Below are 21229 nucleotides of genomic sequence, written 5' to 3'. Positions count from 1 at the left end.
AATCATGCCTCGAACATATATTCCAGCTGCTGAGTAAAATTATAATAAGCATCCCAAGTCGGATGATCTTTTAATAATTGCCACGATTGATTAAGTCTATTCCACCCTAAATCATTCAACCGTTGAAGTAATTTATCTAGCTCCTGTAAAAGACCTGTAAGATCTTGCTGAAAACGTAGTTGTATATCGAATTGTTCTATTTTTTGTCCTAAATGTAAGAATAACGCTATATCTTCATGTTCAGCATCAAGTATTTGATTACATTTAGTTAGAGCCTGTCTTAATGAATTAGGATGAGCTTGAATAGACTTAATCGTATGATTCAATTCCGCATAAGCGCTCGAAGATAATATTCCTCTTAATTCCTGAATATTATCTTTAGCAATAACGAATTGGTTCAGTAACGAATATGTTTGTTTCGTATCTAACATATAGCAATTCAGTAATTCTGCTTGATCAATGACCAGCCCAAATGCTGCTGCAAATTGAGTTGCTTTTTCATCATCTGTAAATGGCAAGTGTGATACAGCAAATTTAATCCGCATTAAATAACGGCCCAACCAATAAATGTGGTGTGCACTCGAATTGAGTAAAACCATAAATGTCCTCTTTAACCAGTCATTAGGAATGTAGCGTTTCAACGACCCATGTATCTTTAATACCTCCCCCTTGTGAGGAGTTTACGACTAAAGATCCTGCCTGCATGGCTACTCGGGTTAAGCCTCCGGGCACAATTTCTGTGCGATATGGAGAACTCAATACAAACGGGCGTAGGTCGATGTGGCGCTCAGCCACTCCTGATGTCGTTAAAGTCGGTGCAACAGATAAAGCTAATGTTGGCTGTGCAATATATTCGTGAGGTGTAGCAATCAGTTTTTGTCTAAATTCATCAATTTCACATGAGCTCGCCTTAGGACCAATTAACATGCCATACCCACCAGATCCTTGAGCTTCCTTAATCACTAATTGATCTAGATGAGCTAGCACATAGTCTAAATGTTCTTTTTCACGGCACTGATAAGTGGGTACATTCTTCAGAATTGGTGTTTCTCCCAAATAATATTTAATCATCTGGTCAACATATGGATAAATCGACTTATCGTCAGCTACTCCAGTACCGGGTGCGTTAGCAATCACTACATTTTTCTGTAAATAAGCAGACATTAGGCCCGCTACACCTAAAGCACTATCAGGTCTAAACGCAAGCGGATCTAAAAAATCATCATCTAAACGGCGATAAATCACATCAACTTTTTGACGTCCTCGAATCGTTTTTACAAAAACTTGATCATTTTCTACGAATAAATCTCGGTTAGTAACTAGTGGCACATCCATTTCACGTGCTAAAAAGGCATGTTCATAATAAGCACTGTTAAAACGCCCTGGGGTTAAAACCACGATGAAAGGGCGATCAACATCTGAATTTTCTTGAAGTATTTCTTTCAATAAACTTGGGTAGTGTTCAATTCCTTGTAAATTATTAGCAGCACAAAGCTCTGGCATAAGTTGCTGGCTAATATTTCTACTTTCAATCATATACGATACGCCAGAAGGTGTTCTTAAATTATCTTCCAGTACGAAAAACTCCCCTTCACCGTCACGAATAATATCTATCCCACTAATTTGAGAATAAATTTTACCTTTAAGCGTATGTTTGAGCATATGTGGCTGAAAAGCTTCATGACAAATAATCTGACTTTCTGGAATTAACTGTTCCTTTAAAATATGCTGCCCATGATAAATATCATCTAAAAAGTAATTTAAAGCTTTCACTCGCTGTGCACAGCCAGCGGCTATTTTCTCCCATTGTTTTTTTTCGATTACTCTTGGAATTAAGTCAAAAGGAATTGTTCGCTCTGCACCCTCTTTATCACCGTACACATTAAATGTAATACCGTGATAGAGAAAATGTTGTTTGGCCTCCGTATTTAACTGCTTAAGCTCATCTAAAGTACGAATGCTCAACCATTGCTCAATTTTTTTAGAAGCGGCACCGTTAGATGTCACATCATCTAGCATTTCGTTAAAAAACTGCGATTTTAGCTGTTCAAATAAGTTCGTCTGTACCGAAAGATTTTCTATAAACGAAGTTTGGTTAAGTAATGCGTTGGTCGCCTGCTCTTGTAAAAAATAATCAATATCGGCTTGTAGGTCTTTCTCTTGTTCTGACATAGCAACCTCGTCTTATCATTTATCTATATTTCATTTTTAAATAAGCAATTTCAGTGCCACTTATATATCTATAATGCTTATTGGCTTTCTTTGTTATAACTTTCTTCTAAATTTTAGCATTGATTGTAAAAGTAGCTATAAACCGAATCTGACAAACTTGCTAAATGTGTAAAGTTTTTTTATTGTGTTGACACCAAAGCAATTGGATATAGATGTATTACGCTTATGTCTGTAATAGAAAAAGAAACTTCAAATAGTTTATATCGCCAGTGGCAGATTCTATCTCGCCTTCCTACCGGTAAATGGATCGGGACTCGAGAATTGCAAGAAATGCTTGAGCGTGAAGGTATTGAAATCAGTTTAAGGACAATTCAGCGTGATTTAAATCAAATTGCTCAGCGTTTTCCAATTGAAAGTAACAAAGCTGTGCCTCAAGGCTGGCGTTGGCAATCAGATGCACCAATTCAAAGCTTACCGCATATGACAAGCTCTCAAGCAGTAACCTTTATGATGGTTGAAGAACATCTTAAACATTTGCTCCCACCAAGCCTACTTGATGAGATGGGACCTTGGTTTGATTTAGCAAAACGCAGTCTTTCTACACAAAATAATGTAAGGCAATGGATTAATCGTGTGCGGATTGTGCCAGCAAGCCAACCACTCATTCCACCTGTAGTCGACCGTGCTGCTCAACAGGCAATTTATGAAGGTTTATTACAAGACAAACAAATTGAATGCGTTTATCAGGCACGCGTAAATCAAGGTGAAGATAAAACTTATATTTTAAATCCACTCGCGCTGGTCCAAAAAGGTGCTGTTATTTACTTAATTTGCACCCGACACGACAAAACTGAAGTGCAAACCTTTGCTCTACACCGCTTCAAATCCGCTAAGGTTTTAGAAAGTCGTGCGCTCCATCCCGTTAATTTTGATATTGACCATTATATTGACTCGGGTGCTTTAGGCTTTAGAGTAGATTACAACCAACCTACGGAGTCTATTCAACTCACCTTAACCATGACCGAACAAACTGCCAAAACTTTTTATGAAAGTCAGTTAAGTAAAGACCAGACTATTACTTCAATTGAAGAAAACATTGTCGAAGTTACGGCGACTGTTCCTTTTACATCTCAACTCGTCTGGTGGTTACGAAGTTTCGGTAAAAAGTTGCTCCATATTGAACCAGTTCAAGTACACAATGCAGTACGAGAAATCGAAACTGAGAGCAAATAATCAGTAGATATAAAAAGAGAACCATATGGTTCTCTTTAGATTTTGAATTGTAATTTTCTTAATTTTATATTGGCATTTATACTTTTATTTATTTTCAGATCAATATGTTCTCCCCCACCAAAACTGATCTGCTTCTTCTTTTGCGCTATATTGAACATGAGCATTGGCATGCCAAATCATATCCATTGTAGCGAATTGATTTCATTGTCATGTTTAAAGCCCTCTTGTTTGAACGTGAATTCAATATAACCTTCGCTTTTAAACATGTGAAATAAGAAAAAAAGGAAGTGAAATCTATTTTCTTCCTTAGGAAGTTTTAATATATTTTTTGATCAGAAAATAAAAAAGCCCAGTTGTAACTGGGCTTTTTTATATACTTAAATGATTAAGCTGTTTTTTTCATCATGTTATTTTTACGAATCGTGATCATTACTAGCTGAACAGCAGCTGGAGTAACACCAGGAATACGGCTCGCTTGAGCTAATGTTTCCGGACGAACAGTTTTTAATTTCTGAGTAATTTCACGAGATAAACCAGAAACGACATCATAATCAAAATCGGCAGGAATTTTGGTTTCTTCAAGACGCTTTAATTGAGCTACATCTTCATGCTGACGGTTGATATAACCTTCGTATTTAACAGCAATTTCGATTTGCTCACCAACTTGTTCTGAAACCTCTGAACCCGTAAGTTCTGCAATTTGAGCAAAATTAATATTAGGACGTTTGAGTAAATCAATCGCACTACATTCTTTACTCAAGTCAGCACCAGTCATTTCGACAAACTTTTTACCCATTGGGTTATTAGGCGCTGCCCACAAATGCTGTAGACGCGATGTTTCACGCTCAACTGCTTCCATTTTTTCACAATAAGCAGCCCAACGAACATCATCAACCAAACCAAGCTCACGACCAATAGTTGTTAAACGTTGATCTGCATTGTCTTCACGTAACATCAAACGGTATTCCGCACGTGAAGTAAACATACGGTATGGTTCTTTTGTACCCAAAGTAATCAAGTCATCAACCAATACGCCCATATAAGCTTGGTCACGTTTAGGTGTCCATTCTTCTTGTTCCCATGCACGACGCGCAGCATTTAAACCTGCAAGCAAACCTTGAGCACCCGCTTCTTCATAACCGGTAGTACCATTAATTTGCCCAGCAAAATACAAACCGTTAATTGCTTTGGTTTCAAGTGTGAATTTTAATGCTTGTGGGTTGAAATAGTCATATTCGATTGCATAACCCGGACGCAAAATATGGGCATTTTCCATACCACGAATTGAACGTACAAGCTCAAACTGAACATCAAATGGTAATGAAGTCGAAATACCATTTGGATAAAGCTCATGTGTATCTAGGCCTTCTGGCTCTAAAAATACCTGATGTGAGTCTTTATCAGAGAAACGATGAATCTTGTCTTCAATTGAAGGACAGTAACGTGGACCTACACCTTCAATGACACCGGTATACATTGGTGAACGGTCTAAACCACCACGAATAATGTCATGCGTTTTTTCGTTGGTATGCGTGATATAGCAGTTCACTTGCTCAGGGTGCATTGAAGCATCCCCCATGAATGACATCACCGGAGACGGGAAGTCACCTGGTTGTGGTGTCATAACAGAGAAATCAACTGAACGGGCATCAATACGCGGTGGAGTACCTGTTTTTAAACGGCCTACCGGTAATTTCAATTCACGCAGACGTTGAGCAAGAGCAATAGAAGGAGGATCTCCTGCACGACCACCACTTGATTTTTCTAAACCAACGTGAATAACACCACCCAAGAATGTACCTGTAGTCAACACAACAGTTTTTGCGTCAAAGCGAATACCCATTTGGGTAACAACACCTTTAACAGTATCACCTTCAACAATCAGGTCATCGGCCGCTTGTTGGAAAATATCAAGATTTGCTTGGTTTTCCAAAGTCTCACGAATCGCAGCTTTATAGCGAACACGGTCAGCCTGAGCACGCGTTGCACGTACTGCCGCACCCTTACGCGAGTTTAAAATACGGAATTGAATACCACCTTTATCGGCAGCCAAAGCCATCGCACCGCCAAGAGCATCAATTTCACGAACTAAGTGTGATTTACCAATACCACCAATTGCTGGGTTACAGCTCATCTGACCCAAAGTCTCAATGTTATGGGTCAAAAGCAAAGTCTGTCGTCCCATACGCGCCGCAGCAAGTGCCGCTTCCGTACCTGCGTGACCGCCACCGATAACGATAACATCATAAACTTTAGGATAGTGCATGAGTACAAAAACACCAGAAAAAAAAGACGGAACATTATAGCAAAATTATCTGCTTATTGATGTACATAATTACAAAATTGTCATCACATGATTTACGCTACACCACATGTTTTGACATTTTGTTGCATGAATTCAATACAAAGTGAATGTTTTTTCAAATATTTCATTTTAGAATAAAAATTGTACAGCACTTCTATGACTTTAAAACTAACGCAACTAGAAGGAACACAAAATGAAAAGTACCATGTTAAAAATCTTAACCGCATCTCTCCTTTGTTTTTCAGGCGTAACGTTGACCCACGCTGCGACTAACCATACTGCTAAATCGACTCATACTGCTAAAACAACTAAGCATGCTGCAGAGTCAGGTAAATCAGTGATGCAAAAAGAACTGAGAGCTTGTGCTAAAAAACGTCAGGGCGAATGGGTGTCTTACAGCCATAATGGGGTAACCTTTAATGGTACTTGCCAACCAAATGAAAATGGCAAATTACAATTTAAAGCCCCTGCTCCTTAATATAGTTTTGACTTAAGGTATAAAGAAATCACTTTATTTTCTTCTATATCAGATCATCATTTTCAAAAGCGGTCCATTAAAGATGGGCCGTTTTCTTTTTTAAAGCCTTCTAGTCAGCTACAATATGCCTTTAAATAAAATTTTAGGTCCTTTTCGTGAAGTGGTTACAAATACACATTACCGTTGATCAAGAACAAGTTGAATTCACAGAAACACTATTAATGTCTCTAGGTGCGGTAAGCGTAACTCTGGATGATGCCGAAGATCAGGCTCTACTTGAACCATTACCAGGTGAAACACCTTTATGGAATAAAGTCATTGTTACAGGTATCTATCAACAAGACGAACAAGACCCAATTGATGTTGACACTTTAAAAGCTTTCTTAAAAGCTCAGCTTCCAAATGTACCTATGCGTCATGAAGAACTTGAAGACCAAGTTTGGGAACGCGCATGGATGGATTATTATGAACCGATTCAAATTGGGGAAAAATTCTGGATCGTGCCAGAATGGTTAGAACCACCAGAAGCAGATGCGACCAATATTAAACTTGATCCAGGCCTTGCTTTTGGTACAGGCAACCATGCAAGTACATTCTTATGCTTACAATGGTTAGGTAAAACTGATGTAAAAGATAAGATCGTGATTGATTATGGCTGTGGTTCAGGCATTTTAGGTGTTGCAGCTTTATTATTAGGCGCTAAAAAAGTATTTGCGACAGATATCGACCCACAAGCAGTTTTAGCAACAAAACAAAATGCTGAACTTAATGGGGTATTAGACCGCCTATATGTTGGCCTTCCTGAAGAGTTTGATCAAGAATTCAAACCTCAACAAGCAGACGTTTTGGTAGCAAATATTTTAGCGGGACCATTAATGGCACTTGCGCCAGAGTTTGCAAAATTACTTAAATCTGATGGTGAGTTCGCACTTGCTGGTGTAATTGAAGAGCAAGTAGCTGATGTTTCAGGTGTTTATTCTGAATTTTTTGATATATTAGACGTCGAAAAGCGCGAAGAAAACTGGTGTCGCATATCAGGAAAACGCAAAACAATAAATTGAGACTATTTAACTCATGAATGAAAAACAAACCCGCTGCCCTAAATGTTTAACAGTTTATAAAGTTTCTCTGACCCAGTTAACTGTTGCTCAGGGCATGGTTTGTTGCCCTAAATGTAATTTAAATTTCAATGCTCTAACTAATTTAGTTAATGTTGAACTTCCAGAAGCAACAAATTCCTCTGTTTTAGCTGACGGCTCGATTCAAACACGATATATGACTCATTCACATGTGTTAGATATCTTTGATCAAAAAGTTGAAAACTCTAATATTGATCTTTTGACGTATTTAAATAATTTAAATTACTTCCATAACGAACCAATCAATGCGCTCCCCAACCTCAACTTAGCTGAACAAGCAACCTCACCTGAACAAGATAATGGTAAAAAGCATAGCTGGTTGTACTATACGCTTTGGAGTTCTGCGAATCTTATACTGATTTTGGTTTTTACTTTTCAGATTCTCTGGTTCAACCCAAAACTCATGCAGCAGAGTCCTGCTATTAGCCATGCATTTAATTATGTCTGTCAAATATTGCACTGCAGTAAGTCAACTGAACAATATCAACTTCTTTATATAGAAAAGGTAAAACTACGTAGAGTTGATACAGAACATACACAATTTTCTGGCGTTCTAGTTAATCAAAATAATAAAAGTATTGAGTTGCCTAATCTAAAACTAAGTTTTGGTAAAGAAGATGAGCAAGAAGAAATCATTTTTCAACCGCAGGAATATTTGGTTGAGAATTTACGTGGCATTCAACGCATCCCTACTAATACACCTTTTAGATTTCAATTTGATTTAAATAAAAGCAAAAAAAGCCTAGTAAATTATCGATTAGAAATTGTCCACCCCTAAATTGTAAAAAAAGTGAAAAAAAATTAAAAAAAAATGCAGTTAATTTGCTCACTTTTTCCTAGACAATGGTATGATACGCGCCACGAAAGCTTTGACTCATATACTCCTCGCTCTCAATTCAAAAAATATACTGTTAAGCATGTGTGCTTTTCTACATTAAGCACATAGCCTAACTTTTTTTGTTTTTGAGGGGGCTGTAACAAATATTTAACTATTGTTACGCTTATTTTTTACTCAATACGAAGAATTATGGCAAGCTAATTGTTCTTATGTTTTAGAGTCACTGTTTTAGGATCTAAAACAGGACTCCGTATTTTTAGACCACATTTATATACTACTTTACCCAAGCTAGTATTTGATTTTCGGATTAACTCGCATGAATAGCAAATCTCCTATTTTTACTGCACAATCTGATGTTGCTCTTCGCATCCACGTGGATCGCGCAGTTCGTCATTATTTTGCACAATTGCAAGGTGAGCAACCATCTCAGGTATATGACATGGTGCTAGCAGAAATGGAGAAACCTCTTTTATCTGTAGTTCTTGAATATACTCGTGGCAACCAAACACGTGCCGCAGAAATTCTTGGACTAAACCGCGGCACTTTACGCAAAAAGTTAAAAGCTCACGGTTTAATGAGTGAATAAATGATAAAATGCTCACGACGTCGTGGGCATTTTTTTATGCTTCTAATTGGTTTTAATCCGTAGACTTGAAATTGTTGACTTGAACATCATGACTATTAAACGTGCTTTGATTTCTGTATCAGACAAAACAGGAATTGTCGAATTTGCTCAAAACCTTGCAGCTTTAGGGGTAGAATTATTATCTACAGGCGGCACATACAAGTTGCTTAAAGATAATAACATTGCTGTTGTTGAAGTATCTGAACATACTGGTTTCCCAGAAATGATGGATGGCCGTGTAAAAACACTACATCCAAAAATTCATGGCGGTATTTTAGCTCGTCGTGGTCTAGACGAAGCAGTGATGCAAGAACACAACATTGATCCAATCGATCTAGTTGTAGTTAACCTTTATCCATTTGCAGCTACAGTTGCTAAACCAAACTGTTCACTTGCTGATGCTATCGAAAATATCGACATCGGCGGTCCAACAATGGTGCGTGCTGCTGCTAAAAACCACGCTTCTGTGGGTATTGTTGTTAATGCTTCAGATTACGATACAGTGATTAACGAATTAAAAGCTGCTGGTTCACTTTCTTATGAAACACGCTTCGATTTAGCTGTTAAAGCATTTGAACATACAGCTCAATATGATGGCATGATCGCTTCTTACTTAGGCGCTCGCGTTGGTAAGACCGAAGGTGAAGCTGATTTATTCCCTCGTACGTTCAACACTCAATTAAACAAAGCACAAGATTTACGTTACGGTGAAAACCCACACCAATCTGCTGCTTTCTATGTTGAAGCAAACGCAAAAGAAGCTTCTGTTTCTACAGCAAAACAATTACAAGGCAAAGAATTGTCTTATAACAACATTGCTGACACAGATGCTGCACTAGAATGTGTTAAATCATTTGCTAAACCAGCTTGTGTAATCGTAAAACATGCTAACCCTTGTGGTGTTGCGGTTTCTTTAGACGGTATTAAAGCTGCTTATGATTTAGCTTATGCAACAGATCCAGAATCTGCTTTCGGTGGCATTATTGCATTTAACCGCGAGTTAGATGTTGCAACTGCTCAAGCAATTGTTGATCGTCAATTCGTTGAAGTTATTATTGCTCCAAGCATTGCTGATGGCGTACTTGAAGTAACTGGTGCGAAGAAAAATGTTCGTGTTTTAGTATGTGGCGAATTACCTGCAATTGATGCACGTGCTCCACAACTTGACTATAAACGCGTTAATGGGGGCTTACTTGTTCAAGACCAAGACTTGGGCATGATCACTAAAGATGATCTTAAAGTAGTTACTAAACGTGCACCTACTGAACAAGAAATTGATGACCTTATTTTCGCATGGAAAGTTGCGAAATATGTAAAATCAAACGCTATTGTTTATGCAAAAAACCGTCAAACTATTGGTGTAGGCGCGGGTCAAATGAGCCGTGTTAACTCAGCGCGTATTGCTGCAATTAAAGCAGAACATGCTGGTTTGGTTGTTGAAGGCGCTGTTATGGCATCTGATGCATTCTTCCCATTCCGTGACGGTATTGATAATGCGGCTAAAGCTGGCATTAAATGCATTATTCAACCAGGTGGTTCTATGCGTGATGAAGAAGTCATCGCAGCAGCTGATGAAGCTGGTATTGCAATGGTCTTCACTGGTATGCGCCATTTCCGCCACTAATTTAAATTTAGTCCTCCCTAACCCTCCTTTTATTCAGGAGGGTTTTCCACAATAATGGAACTATCTCTCCACTTCGAGAAATAGAGGGGGATGAAAAAGGATTAAAGTTAAGGAACAAATTAAAAATGAATATTTTAGTTTTAGGTAGTGGTGGCCGTGAACATGCTCTAGCATGGAAAATCGCGCAAGATACCAAAGTTACTCAAGTTTTTGTTGCACCTGGTAATGCTGGTACTGCAACAGAAGAAAAATGCGTTAACGTTCAACTTGATATTTTAGACAACCCAGCAATTATTGCTTTTGCTAAAGAAAATAATGTTGAACTCGTTGTTGTTGGTCCAGAAGCACCATTAGTAAATGGTGTAGTAGATGCTGCACGTGAAGCTGGTGTAAAAATTTGGGGACCGACTCAATATGCAGCACAACTTGAAGGCTCAAAAGCATTTGCTAAGCACTTTTTAAAACGCCATAACATTCCAACTGCTTTTTACGATGTATTTACTGAAGTTGATGCAGCTAAAGCTTATGTTGAAAAAAATGGTGCACCAATCGTTATTAAAGCTGACGGTCTTGCGGCTGGTAAAGGCGTAATCGTTGCAATGACCAACGAAGAAGCTTTTGCAGCAATTGATGACATGCTTGCAGGTAACAAATTTGGTGATGCTGGTTCACGCGTTGTAATTGAACAGTTCCTTGCTGGTGAAGAAGCTTCTTTCATTTGTATGATTGATGGCAAAAATATTTTACCAATGGCAACTTCACAAGATCATAAACGTATTTTTGAAGGTGACCAAGGTCCAAACACTGGCGGTATGGGTGCCTACTCTCCTGCTCCAGTTGTAACTCCAGATGTTTTTGAGCGCGTAATGACTGAAATTATGCGTCCAACTGTTGATGGTATGGCGGCTGATGGACATGTTTACACTGGTTTCTTATATGCTGGTTTAATGATTGATGAGCAAGGTCAACCACGTGTAATTGAATTTAACTGCCGTTTTGGTGACCCTGAAACTCAACCAATCATGATGCGCTTAAAGTCATCTCTTGTTGATTTGGTTGAAGCAGGTATTGCAGGTAATTTACCAAAAGAAGCTGAGTGGGATGAGCGTAAGTCTATCGGTGTTGTACTTGCAGCAGAAGGATACCCAGATAGCGTACGTAAAGGTGATGTGATTTCTGGTATCGGCCAATCACCTGAAGATACTAAAATCTTCCACGCAGGTACTGCAACTCGTGAAGATGGTCACATTGTGACTTCTGGTGGACGTGTACTTTGCGTAACTGCTTTAGGTGACAGCGTTCTTGAAGCACAAATTAATGCTTTAGAAGTATGCGGCCAAGTAACTTTCACAGGTATGCAATACCGTAGTGACATCGGTTACCGCGCGATTGCACGTGAAAAAGCTGAATAAAAGTTAGCAAAAAAAGCTTCCTATTTAGGGAGCTTTTTTATTTTGTACACCAATAGAAGAAAATGATATAAATTTTTATAAGATTTATTAAGATATCAACAAATAGAAAAAAAGCCCTCTATATCAACTACATTTTTATTGCTATCATTAGTACATAGTTGTAACTGTCATCAGACACTGCTGTTTTAATAATTTCCATAAAGACTTGCTCTACAAATTATGCCTGTAGAGAGTTTTTTAATATTCTAAATTTATGAATGCTCGTTTGGCTACTGTTGGGGATGAACTGTTTGGGGAAACAGTTTTTGTTTATTAAACAATTACCCTCTGTTATAGCCAAAATATGCAAGCAAATTATGGAACCCCAGAAAAAGATCACAGAGTTTAGACTAGTTGTAATTCCAACTCCTCTCTTTTCATATTGATATAGATCAATCGTTATTGTTCTATATCTTAATCAGGACTTTTTTAAATGAAAAAGCTGATCAGCCTTTTTTTAAGCATGTCAGTAGTATTATTGACAGCATGTAGCAAACAAGAAAATGCTCAACAAGCCGAACAAAACAATGATAGTTCCAAAGTACAAAAGGTAGTAATTGCCTCTACAGGTTCGGATGCTGACATTTGGCGTTATATCGCATCTTTACCTGAAACCCAAGCTGCTGGACTGAAGTTAGAAGTAAAAAACTTCTCAGACTCCGTTTCAATGAATACAGCAGTTGCAAATAAAGAAGTAGATTTGAACGCATTCCAAGCTTATTCTTATCTTACTGTATTTAATAATTCAAACCCGGATAAGATTGCAGCGGTTTCTACCACTTATATTGAGCCAATGGGGATTTATTCAAGTAAATACAAAAAAATTGAAGAACTTCCTGAAGGTGCAATTATCTCAATCCCGGATGATGCTGCCAGCGAATCTCGTGCGCTACTCTTGTTACAAACTGCTGGCTTAATCAAGCTTAAAGCTGACTATAATCCTGTTCAGGGCAGTCCAATTGATGTTATCGAAAATCCCAAAAAGATCAACATCAAACCAATCAAAATGGAAACTGCATTACGTCTTAAAAATGAATTTGATGCAGTTGTATTAAATAATACCATAGCACTCGAGGGAGGTTTAAACGTACTCAAAGATTCTATGTTCTATGAACCTATTGATCAAATCTCAAAACTTAGTGTCAACGTTCTAGCAACTGCTGAATCACGTAAAAATGATCCTGTCTTGCAAAAAGTTGGTAAGCTTTACCACACTGCAGCTGTTAAAAAATACATTGAAGAACACTTTGGTGGAACAAAAGTTGACGTAGACAAACCAATCAGCTATCTCTCAGAAGCTAAATAGTAATATAATAGCCCAAACGTGAAACAGGCAAATTATCTTTGCCTGTTTTTTCTTTCAAGCATAGTTTCTGACGATATGATTCAATTTAAAAACATTTCAAAGCACTATCAGCTCAAAAGCCAGACCATACGCGCACTCGATCAAATCAATTTAGAGATTCCAGAGGGCAGTATTTTCGGCATTATTGGCTATAGTGGTGCAGGTAAAAGTACTTTAATTCGCCTGATTAATTTACTTGAACGACCAAATGAAGGTCAGATTATTATTAATCAAAAGGACTTCACTGCTTTAGATGCACGTTCATTACGTCAGGAGCGTGCAAATATTGGTATGATTTTTCAGCATTTCAATTTGCTTCAAACCAAAACAGTTGCTGAAAATATCGAAATGCCAATGCGTCTGCTAAATTATAAAAAAGCAGAACGTGAAAAGCGTTTAAATGAATTATTAGAGTTTATTGATCTTAAGCATAAAAAAGATGCCTATCCAGATGAACTCTCTGGCGGTCAAAAGCAACGTGTTGGTATTGCTCGTGCTTTGGCAAATCATCCTAAAATTTTATTATGCGATGAAGCCACATCTGCACTAGATCCACAAACTACTCAATCCGTTCTAGAGCTTTTAAAGAAAATCAATCAAGAACAGAAAATTACTATCGTTATGGTTACTCATGAAATGGATGTCATTGAATCTATTTGTGACCATGTTGCAGTTATGGAAGCTGGCAAAGTGATTGAGCAAGGCTCAACTATTGATATTTTTAGTAATCCTCAGCATCCAACAACTAAAAACTTTATACAAACTGTTTTACATCAACAGTTGCCAGTTAACATTCTAAATCAATTAGAAAATCAACATCACCACAGCATTTATTGCCTACAATTCTTAGGACGTTCGGCTCAAGAACCTGTGATTCAGTCACTTATTAAACAATATGATATTAGTTTAAATATTTTATTTGCCAATATGACTGAAATTAATGGCACAGTGATTGGTCAAATGTTTGTACAGCTTTTAGGTGACCCGCAGTTAATTCGCCAAGCGATCGAGTTTTTAGAGAAAAATGAAGTGAGCGTAGTTCAATCAGGAGATCAAGTATGAGAGATTTAATCGTACAATGGTTAACTGAACTTACTCAGCCTTTCTGGCAAAGTTCCCTTTCTATGGACCAGTTTGTAACTGCCTTACAAGAAACCTTTAATATGGTGTTCTTTGCGCTTATATTTGGTGGTATTTGGGGCTTCATCCAAGGCATTATTCTGCTTGTAACTCGCCCAGAAGGGATCTTACCAAACAGATTCATTTATCATTTGCTTAACCCAATTGTAAATGCTCTGCGTTCTCTGCCATTTATTATTTTGCTTATTGCAGTTATTCCTCTCACCAAGTTCTTGGTAGGCACTTCAATTGGTACATGGGCGGCAATCGTTCCTTTAACGATTTATGTTGGACCATATATGGGCCGACTTATTGAAACTTCCCTACTTGAAGTAAATGAAGGAATTATCGAATCTGCTCAAGCAATGGGTGCAACACCTTGGCAGATTATTTCACGCTTTATTTTACCTGAAGCTCGTAGTTCTCTTATTTTGAACTTGACGACTGCTACGATTAGCCTTATTGGTGCGACCGCTATGGCTGGTGCAGTTGGTGCTGGTGGTATTGGTGACTTAGCCATTTCTTATGGCTACCAACGTTTTGATACAAGCGTTGTGATTTTAACAGTGATTATCCTCTTGCTTTTGGTACAGATTGTACAGACTTTAGGCAACTGGCTCTCTAAGATACGCTAAGTCATTTATATAGAAAGCTCCCTAAACGGGGGCTTTTTGTTTTTATAGTCTCCTGTTATTAAAAAGTTGAGTACATGGCTTAATGCCATTTTCTGTTATCATCAAAATTAGTGGTTACTCTTTGGATTTGGTTTCAGGATAAAACAATGCGTTATAGAATTCATTTTATTGATGTGCAAAATGCCCTACAAAACTATATCTGGATTTTAGAAGATACTGAAACTCATGAAGCCGTTGCAGTTGATCCAACAGAAGCTGAGTTAGTCACTCAATTTTGCAATGACCATCATTTAACCTTAAAGCAAATTTGGCTTACGCATTGGCATAAAGATCATATCGGTGGCGTTGCAGATTTAACGGCTAACTCCACTCTAACTGTATATGGTCCAAGAGATGAATTAAGTAAAATTCCCGGTATTACTCATCCCCTTCAACATGATGACCATCTAAAATTTAATGATTTAAAAGTAGAGATTATTGCAACACCAGGTCATACCTTAGGGCATATTGTGTATTTTATTGAGGAACTGAATGCCCTCTTTTGTGGTGATACTTTGTTTGCAATGGGGTGTGGCCGACTATTTGAAGGTACGGCAGAGCAAATGTATCACTCATTAAATCGTCTTGCAGCCCTTCCAACCACAACCAAAGTCTATTGCACGCATGAATATACACTTTCTAATGCTGAGTTTGCTTTAAGCGTAGAACCTGAAAATCATGCCTTACAAGAACGTGCAGAACAAGTTCGTAAGCTTCGCACGGAAGGTAAAATTACTCTACCAAGTAGTATTGAACTTGAATTGGCAACTAATCCATTTTTACGTGCTGAAAGTGTAGATGAGTTCGCTCATTTACGTAGTTTAAAAGATAATTTCTAAATTTATGGGCTCTATCGAAAGATACAGTTTCATTTTAAGAACTGTATCTTTTTGAATAAAGCATGTTTCATGAAATTATTTTTTACATTTATTGATTTTAAATCAACTTATTTTGATTAAATTTTACCCTAATCTTTTTATTTTTAAATAACCATAAAAATTAAATACTTACATTTTATTAGTACAAAAATTGATTACATAAAAACTGAATAAATTTATAAAATGAAGAAGATTACTTTATCTCTTTTACTTTTTTTACAAGTTGCAAAATAAAACAAAGTTTTCCCCCTTTAAAAAATCTAGGTAAATCCCTATTAATAAATAAGGTGTAAGACACGGATAGAAGAAGGAGTTCTCACGTGAAAAAGGTTGTTAAAGCTAAAAATTTAATTGCGTTCCGTATTTGGTTAGAAAAATTAGGGTATTCGGTTAAAAACTTGGCCGATGGAAAAGGTTTCACTTTCAGTTTTAAGAAAGAGTATGGCTTAGTCACGTGTGATTTGGCTGGTAATGCCTTAGCGATGCAATTAGGTGAAGAGTTTGAGGATCACTTAAAAGCGTAAGCTTGAGCTGTTTTGCATATACTATTTTCAGTATAGGCAACTTAAAAGTTCTGCTTTCAAAGTAGATCTATATGAGAGTTTGTGAAAATTTTATATTGGCCTCCCATAATTAAGCATTTACATACAAGATAGTTTTTTTTAAATTAAATTTTCGACTAGATAAAATAAAACCTGTAGCACGGCGCCTCTCCCAAATTGCCAATTGCTACAGGTTTTTTAGTTCGAATTAAAATTTTAAATAATTAATTCGTTTTAGATTTACCTAATGCTTTATCTAGAACGTCCTTGTCCAGAGCTTTGTCCCAACGAGCAACAACAATTGTTGCGCATGCATTACCAATTAAGTTAGTTAATGCACGACACTCAGACATAAAGCGGTCAATACCTAAAATGAGCGCCATACCTGCCACAGGTACAGATGGGACAACTGATAAAGTAGCAGCGAGTGTAATAAAGCCTGCACCTGTTACCCCTGCTGCACCTTTTGAACTCACCATTGCCACTAAAAGTAATGCAAGTTGTTCGCTAATAGATAAGTCTACATTACATGCTTGTGCAATAAATAAAGCAGCCATAGTCATATAAATGTTAGTACCATCAAGGTTAAATGAATAACCTGTAGGAATAACTAAGCCCACTACAGATTTTTCACATCCCGCTTTTTGCATTTTATCCATTAAAGAAGGTAAAGCTGCTTCAGATGAACTTGTACCTAAAACCAACCAGAGTTCATCTTTGATATAGCGAATTAAAGCAATAATTGAAAAGCCATTGTAACGTGCCACTGCACCTAAAATGATTAATACGAACAGTACAGCCGTGATATAGAAAGTCATAATCAATAGTAATAAATTACCGATTGATTCGATTCCATAAGCACCAATAGTAAATGCCATAGCTCCAAAAGCACCAATTGGCGCAAGTTTCATTAACATGCCAACCAAGTAGAAAACTGGTGCCGTTAAGTTATTTAGGAAATCAGTGATTGGACGTGCACGATCGCCTAAAGCAGCTAAAGAAATACCAAATAGTACTGCCACAAATAGAACCTGCAAAATTTCACCACCAGCAAGCGGACTTACCAGTGTTTGCGGGATAATATTCATGAAGAAGTCAGTAATATTGGTGGCATGAGCCTTCTCAACGTAAGTATTTACCTTATCGCTGACTAAGGTTGCTGGGTCAATGTTTAGACCTTTACCCGGTTGAATGATGTTTGCCACAATCATACCAACCACAAGTGCAAGACTTGAGAAAGTAATGAAATATAGCATTGCTTTACCAGTCACGCGTCCAACCCGACTCATGTTCGTCATGCTGGCAATACCAGTAACCACAGTCAAAAAGATTACGGGAGCAATAATCATTTTAACGATTTTGATGAATGCATCACCGAGCGGTTTTAAGCTCTGTCCAAGCTCAGGGTAAAAATGACCAATTAAAACGCCTAAAATAATTGCAAAGATGACCTGTACATACAAAATTTGATGAAATTTCTGTTTTTTCTGTACGGTTTCTTGGTCAAGGGTATTGAAATCCATTATCTAAATACCTGTTCGATGGGGATAAAAAAATAAAATATAAAGCGTGCACCACAAGCTGCTTTAAAGGAAGTGAAGCCATTGTAAAGAATAAAAAATACCCTGTGTTATAAATTTAGAAAATGTAAAATTTAAAAACCATGTATATTTTTGTATATAAAGTCTGTCTTTTTCTGCATTCTTTAAAATTAAAATTTAGAAAAAAACTTTAAAAAGACACCTAACCACTTGTTTGTTATTTAATTAGTTCTATTAATCATCTCTTTATGAGCTTTTATCTTTTGTTTTTAATTCAACAAAAACATCATTTTTAAAATAAATGATTAAGACAATTTCATGTTTATTTTAAATTATGAGAATTTAGTTTTTAAATAATAAGAAATATTGATATATAGTTATTTAATAAAAACAAAAGCCTATTTGGTGAGCTATTTAAATAAGCTATTTTTTAGCAATAAAAATAGGAAGTTACGCCTATTACTTTAAACAAATAGGCGTTTTAAAAGACCATGTACGTAATCTAGGCTTAATTCCTGATTGGTAAATAAAATCCGAAATAGCATAGGTGCGATTACAGTCTCGATTATTTCTTGGTTCGGTATAGTGAACTCATTACGTAATTTTGCTCGATTTTGAATAATGTCGAGTTGTTGAATAATCAAGGTTTCACATTTACGCGCATTATTAGAATCCGAATTTGACGTATAGAGTACGTCTCGTAATAAATCTTGCCCAACTTCTGAAGCATATTCTTCAAAATATTGTTCAACCCATGCTGTGATATCTCGTTCAAATGAACCTAAATCTTTGGGTTCCATATCTGGTTTGAGTTCATTTAAAGCTACATCTGAAAATAGCTGGTTGATATCCCCCCATCGACGATAAATGGTTGAAGGCGTTACTCCTGCTTGTGCAGCAATCATTGGAATTGTAATTTGGCTTTGCTCGAAATCTTTTTGTAATTCTTTTACAGCATTATGTACCGCAGTTTGTATTCTCTCGCTGCGACCACCAGGACGTAATCCAGTAACAACTTTTGCCATTTATAAACTCTGTAAAGGGATCAAAAAATTTATAAATATTTATATCTATATACAAAATACACTAAAGCTAAGGATTTGCTTTAGTGTTAAAATAATGTATAAAAGCTAAATATTCGCTTTTATGATATTGATGTTCTATGAACAATTCAAGTTCAAAACGGTCAAGAGCTGTTTTTCAATTAGATGCTGCAAGCGCTTTGACACTCAACACAATTACGCTTATGACATTTATGGCTGCATCTAGTGCGCCAACGCCGCTCTACCGCCTATACCAACAGATATGGCAATTTTCACCGGTCACATTAACTTTAATTTTTGCAACTTATGCTTTTACGCTGCTGGGATCATTACTAATTATTGGTTCCTTGTCTGACTATATTGGACGTCGACCAGTCATTATTGCTGCCATTTCTCTGCAAATTATTTCAATGAGCTTCTTCTTATTTGCTTCAGATGTTTCGATGTTATTTATCGCACGAGGCTTACAAGGAATCGCAACAGGGCTTGCTGTTTCAGCTATAGGAGCAGCCATTTTAGATTTTAGTAAGCTCCATGGCTCACTAATTAATAGTATTACACCTATGATAGGTATGGCTGTCGGGATTTTTCTGACCTGTTCTATCTTGCAGCTCTCCACTCACCCGTTACAGCTTGTTTTTGAGTTTCTATGCTTTCTTCTTATTTGTGAACTTATTTTAAGTTTTTTTACTCCAGAGACAGTCCAAAAAAGAACTGGTGCACTTACTTCTTTGAAACCCGCGATGGCTATTCCTCCACAAACGAAAAGTGCTTTATTAAGTATTAGCCCTATTAATATTGCACTTTGGATGGTCAGTGGTTTCTTCTTGTCACTTATGCCATCTTTACTGGCAAAAATTTTCCATACTTCATCGGCATGGCTAAACGGGATTATGTTTATGGCGCTCGCCCTTTCTGGTGCAGTAGGTATATTAACGCTTAGAAAATCGACAAATTTCCGTATTTTATTAACTGGTACGCTTTCAATTGCTATTGGTTCAATCATTTTATTTTTAGCAATTAATCTTACAAATGCAGTTGTGTTATTTCTAGGTTCAATTATTACTGGAATTGGTTTTGGTACGGCGTTTATGGGAGCCATTCGTAGTGTAATGCCGCTGGCTCTTCCAGAAGAACGTGCAGGCCTTATGGCTGCATTTTTTGTGGAAAGTTATTTGGCTTTTAGTATTCCTGCAATTTTAGCTGGATATTTTGTAGGGAAAGTTGGGCTGATGCATACAGCAAATAGTTATATTTGTTTTATTGTCTTATTGTCACTTGTTGCCCTTCTGATGATTTTTAAAAATATTAAAAGTAAATAATGATGTGTTAAAAAGAAAGTCAGTCTCAAATGAAGCTGACTTAAATAATTTAAAACAAATGATACTTAAATAAATAATTTAGCTTCCGATTACTACATTGATGTCTATTGAAATTCGTTACACTGTTTTTAATATCAAAATTCACTCGTAAACTGAACGTCGATACTAAATAAATAAAATGCTCAAAAGGATTTTTTAGTTATCATTATAAAATATAAGGAAATTTATTATGAATAATTTCATTTTGACAACTTTTGACTGGGTTCCAGAATTACCACGAGGTTTTGTAAGAGATATAAGGATAAGATGGGCCTTAGAAGAAGCAAAAATGCCCTATAAAATAAATAGCGTATCTTTTTATGAACGAGGAGATGATCATTTTTCTCACCAGCCTTTTGGGCAAGTTCCGTGGTTAATAGATGGTGATATTTCAATTTTTGAAAGTGGCGCTATTCTATTGTATTTGGGTGAACGTAGTAGTGTGCTTTTACCTACAAATCCGAAACAGCGTAATGAAGTTATAGAATGGTTATTTGCAGCACTTAATTCAGTAGAAATGGCGAGCCTTCCTTGGGCTTTATTAAAATTTTCTAATGCTCAGGCAGATACTCCCGTACATAAACAATTTGATGCATTTCTTCTCTCTCGACTCCAACATATGGAATCAATTCTTTCTAAGCGAGAATGGCTAACAGAGTCATTTTCTATTGCTGACATTGTTATGGCTGACGTATTACGTTTGGTGAATAGATTTGATGGATTAACAGAGTTTCCCCATTGTCTCGCATATGTTCAGAGAGCGACTAGACGCCCTTCTTTTCAAAAAGCGTATACTGACCAAATGGCTCATTTTGCAGCGGCAGACACCAAGAAAAATGCTTAAAGATGTTATTTAAGCAT

Annotated in this window: 19 protein-coding genes; 14 read left to right on the top strand and 5 right to left on the bottom strand. The window is 36.9% G+C overall.

Annotation, left to right across the window (positions count from 1 at the left end; translation table 11 throughout):
- Window positions 1–2: 2 nt before the first annotated feature.
- Complete coding sequence (locus tag AC1PJ9_RS11815) at window positions 3–599, bottom strand: alpha-E domain-containing protein (protein WP_311087358.1); 597 nt, start codon at window positions 597–599, stop codon at window positions 3–5.
- 22 nt (window positions 600–621) lie between these two features.
- Window positions 622–2172, bottom strand: a complete 1551-nt coding sequence (locus tag AC1PJ9_RS11810; protein WP_311087357.1) for a circularly permuted type 2 ATP-grasp protein — start codon at window positions 2170–2172, stop codon at window positions 622–624.
- Between the two features lie 225 nt (window positions 2173–2397).
- Here AC1PJ9_RS11810 and AC1PJ9_RS11805 point away from each other — a divergent pair, with 225 nt between their 5' ends.
- Window positions 2398–3405: a helix-turn-helix transcriptional regulator gene (locus AC1PJ9_RS11805; protein WP_311087356.1), complete on the top strand. Its 1008-nt coding sequence runs from the start codon at window positions 2398–2400 to the stop codon at window positions 3403–3405.
- Window positions 3406–3790: 385 nt separating this feature from the next.
- Here AC1PJ9_RS11805 and mnmG read toward each other — a convergent pair whose 3' ends face one another.
- On the bottom strand, window positions 3791–5671 hold the full coding sequence (gene mnmG, locus AC1PJ9_RS11800; RefSeq protein WP_200027568.1) for a tRNA uridine-5-carboxymethylaminomethyl(34) synthesis enzyme MnmG: 1881 nt from the start codon (window positions 5669–5671) through the stop codon (window positions 3791–3793).
- 232 nt (window positions 5672–5903) lie between these two features.
- Here mnmG and AC1PJ9_RS11795 point away from each other — a divergent pair, with 232 nt between their 5' ends.
- From AC1PJ9_RS11795 to AC1PJ9_RS11745, 11 genes are all read left to right on the top strand, one after another.
- The gene (locus AC1PJ9_RS11795) at window positions 5904–6188 is read left to right on the top strand and encodes a hypothetical protein (protein WP_263614057.1); all 285 of its coding nucleotides are present in this window, start codon (window positions 5904–5906) and stop codon (window positions 6186–6188) included.
- 155 nt (window positions 6189–6343) lie between these two features.
- Entirely contained in the window at window positions 6344–7249 is a 906-nt protein-coding gene (gene prmA, locus AC1PJ9_RS11790; RefSeq protein WP_263614058.1) for a 50S ribosomal protein L11 methyltransferase, read from the top strand.
- A gap of 13 nt (window positions 7250–7262) precedes the next feature.
- A complete protein-coding gene (locus AC1PJ9_RS11785) occupies window positions 7263–8105 on the top strand; it encodes a zinc-ribbon and DUF3426 domain-containing protein (RefSeq protein WP_311087355.1) in 843 nt (280 codons plus the stop codon).
- A gap of 376 nt (window positions 8106–8481) precedes the next feature.
- Window positions 8482–8751, top strand: coding sequence for a DNA-binding transcriptional regulator Fis (gene fis, locus AC1PJ9_RS11780; protein WP_001086304.1), 270 nt, complete (start codon window positions 8482–8484; stop codon window positions 8749–8751).
- 88 nt (window positions 8752–8839) lie between these two features.
- Window positions 8840–10414: a bifunctional phosphoribosylaminoimidazolecarboxamide formyltransferase/IMP cyclohydrolase gene (gene purH / locus AC1PJ9_RS11775; protein ID WP_263614060.1), complete on the top strand. Its 1575-nt coding sequence runs from the start codon at window positions 8840–8842 to the stop codon at window positions 10412–10414.
- A gap of 125 nt (window positions 10415–10539) precedes the next feature.
- Window positions 10540–11826, top strand: a complete 1287-nt coding sequence (purD, locus tag AC1PJ9_RS11770; RefSeq protein WP_004700803.1) for a phosphoribosylamine--glycine ligase — start codon at window positions 10540–10542, stop codon at window positions 11824–11826.
- A gap of 472 nt (window positions 11827–12298) precedes the next feature.
- The gene (locus tag AC1PJ9_RS11765; protein WP_311069666.1) at window positions 12299–13171 is read left to right on the top strand and encodes a MetQ/NlpA family ABC transporter substrate-binding protein; all 873 of its coding nucleotides are present in this window, start codon (window positions 12299–12301) and stop codon (window positions 13169–13171) included.
- A 75-nt stretch (window positions 13172–13246) separates the two neighbouring features.
- Window positions 13247–14272, top strand: a complete 1026-nt coding sequence (locus tag AC1PJ9_RS11760; protein ID WP_311087354.1) for a methionine ABC transporter ATP-binding protein — start codon at window positions 13247–13249, stop codon at window positions 14270–14272.
- Window positions 14269–14964: a methionine ABC transporter permease gene (locus tag AC1PJ9_RS11755; protein WP_004700797.1), complete on the top strand. Its 696-nt coding sequence runs from the start codon at window positions 14269–14271 to the stop codon at window positions 14962–14964. The genes AC1PJ9_RS11760 and AC1PJ9_RS11755 overlap by 4 nt, the downstream gene beginning before the upstream one ends.
- Before the next feature lie 146 nt (window positions 14965–15110).
- On the top strand, window positions 15111–15842 hold the full coding sequence (gloB, locus tag AC1PJ9_RS11750; RefSeq protein WP_216134232.1) for a hydroxyacylglutathione hydrolase: 732 nt from the start codon (window positions 15111–15113) through the stop codon (window positions 15840–15842).
- A 359-nt stretch (window positions 15843–16201) separates the two neighbouring features.
- Window positions 16202–16405 (top strand): hypothetical protein, encoded by a 204-nt coding sequence (locus AC1PJ9_RS11745; protein ID WP_000758190.1) that lies wholly within the window; start codon window positions 16202–16204, stop codon window positions 16403–16405.
- A gap of 242 nt (window positions 16406–16647) precedes the next feature.
- Here the strand turns inward: AC1PJ9_RS11745 and AC1PJ9_RS11740 are convergent, their stop codons facing one another.
- Together AC1PJ9_RS11740 and AC1PJ9_RS11735 are read right to left on the bottom strand one after the other, a co-directional pair.
- Entirely contained in the window at window positions 16648–17946 is a 1299-nt protein-coding gene (locus AC1PJ9_RS11740; protein WP_019458359.1) for a dicarboxylate/amino acid:cation symporter, read from the bottom strand.
- Window positions 17947–18428: 482 nt separating this feature from the next.
- A complete protein-coding gene (locus AC1PJ9_RS11735; protein WP_233929787.1) occupies window positions 18429–18989 on the bottom strand; it encodes a TetR/AcrR family transcriptional regulator in 561 nt (186 codons plus the stop codon).
- A gap of 137 nt (window positions 18990–19126) precedes the next feature.
- Here AC1PJ9_RS11735 and AC1PJ9_RS11730 point away from each other — a divergent pair, with 137 nt between their 5' ends.
- Window positions 19127–20329, top strand: coding sequence for an MFS transporter (locus AC1PJ9_RS11730; RefSeq protein ID WP_311087353.1), 1203 nt, complete (start codon window positions 19127–19129; stop codon window positions 20327–20329).
- A 229-nt stretch (window positions 20330–20558) separates the two neighbouring features.
- Window positions 20559–21212 (top strand): glutathione S-transferase family protein, encoded by a 654-nt coding sequence (locus AC1PJ9_RS11725; protein ID WP_311087352.1) that lies wholly within the window; start codon window positions 20559–20561, stop codon window positions 21210–21212.
- Window positions 21213–21229 lie beyond the last annotated feature (17 nt).

Source organism: Acinetobacter sp. 70_2 (assembly GCF_056736115.1).
The sequence above is the reverse complement of the archived record's forward strand: the minus strand, read 5'-3'. Positions and strand labels throughout refer to the sequence as shown.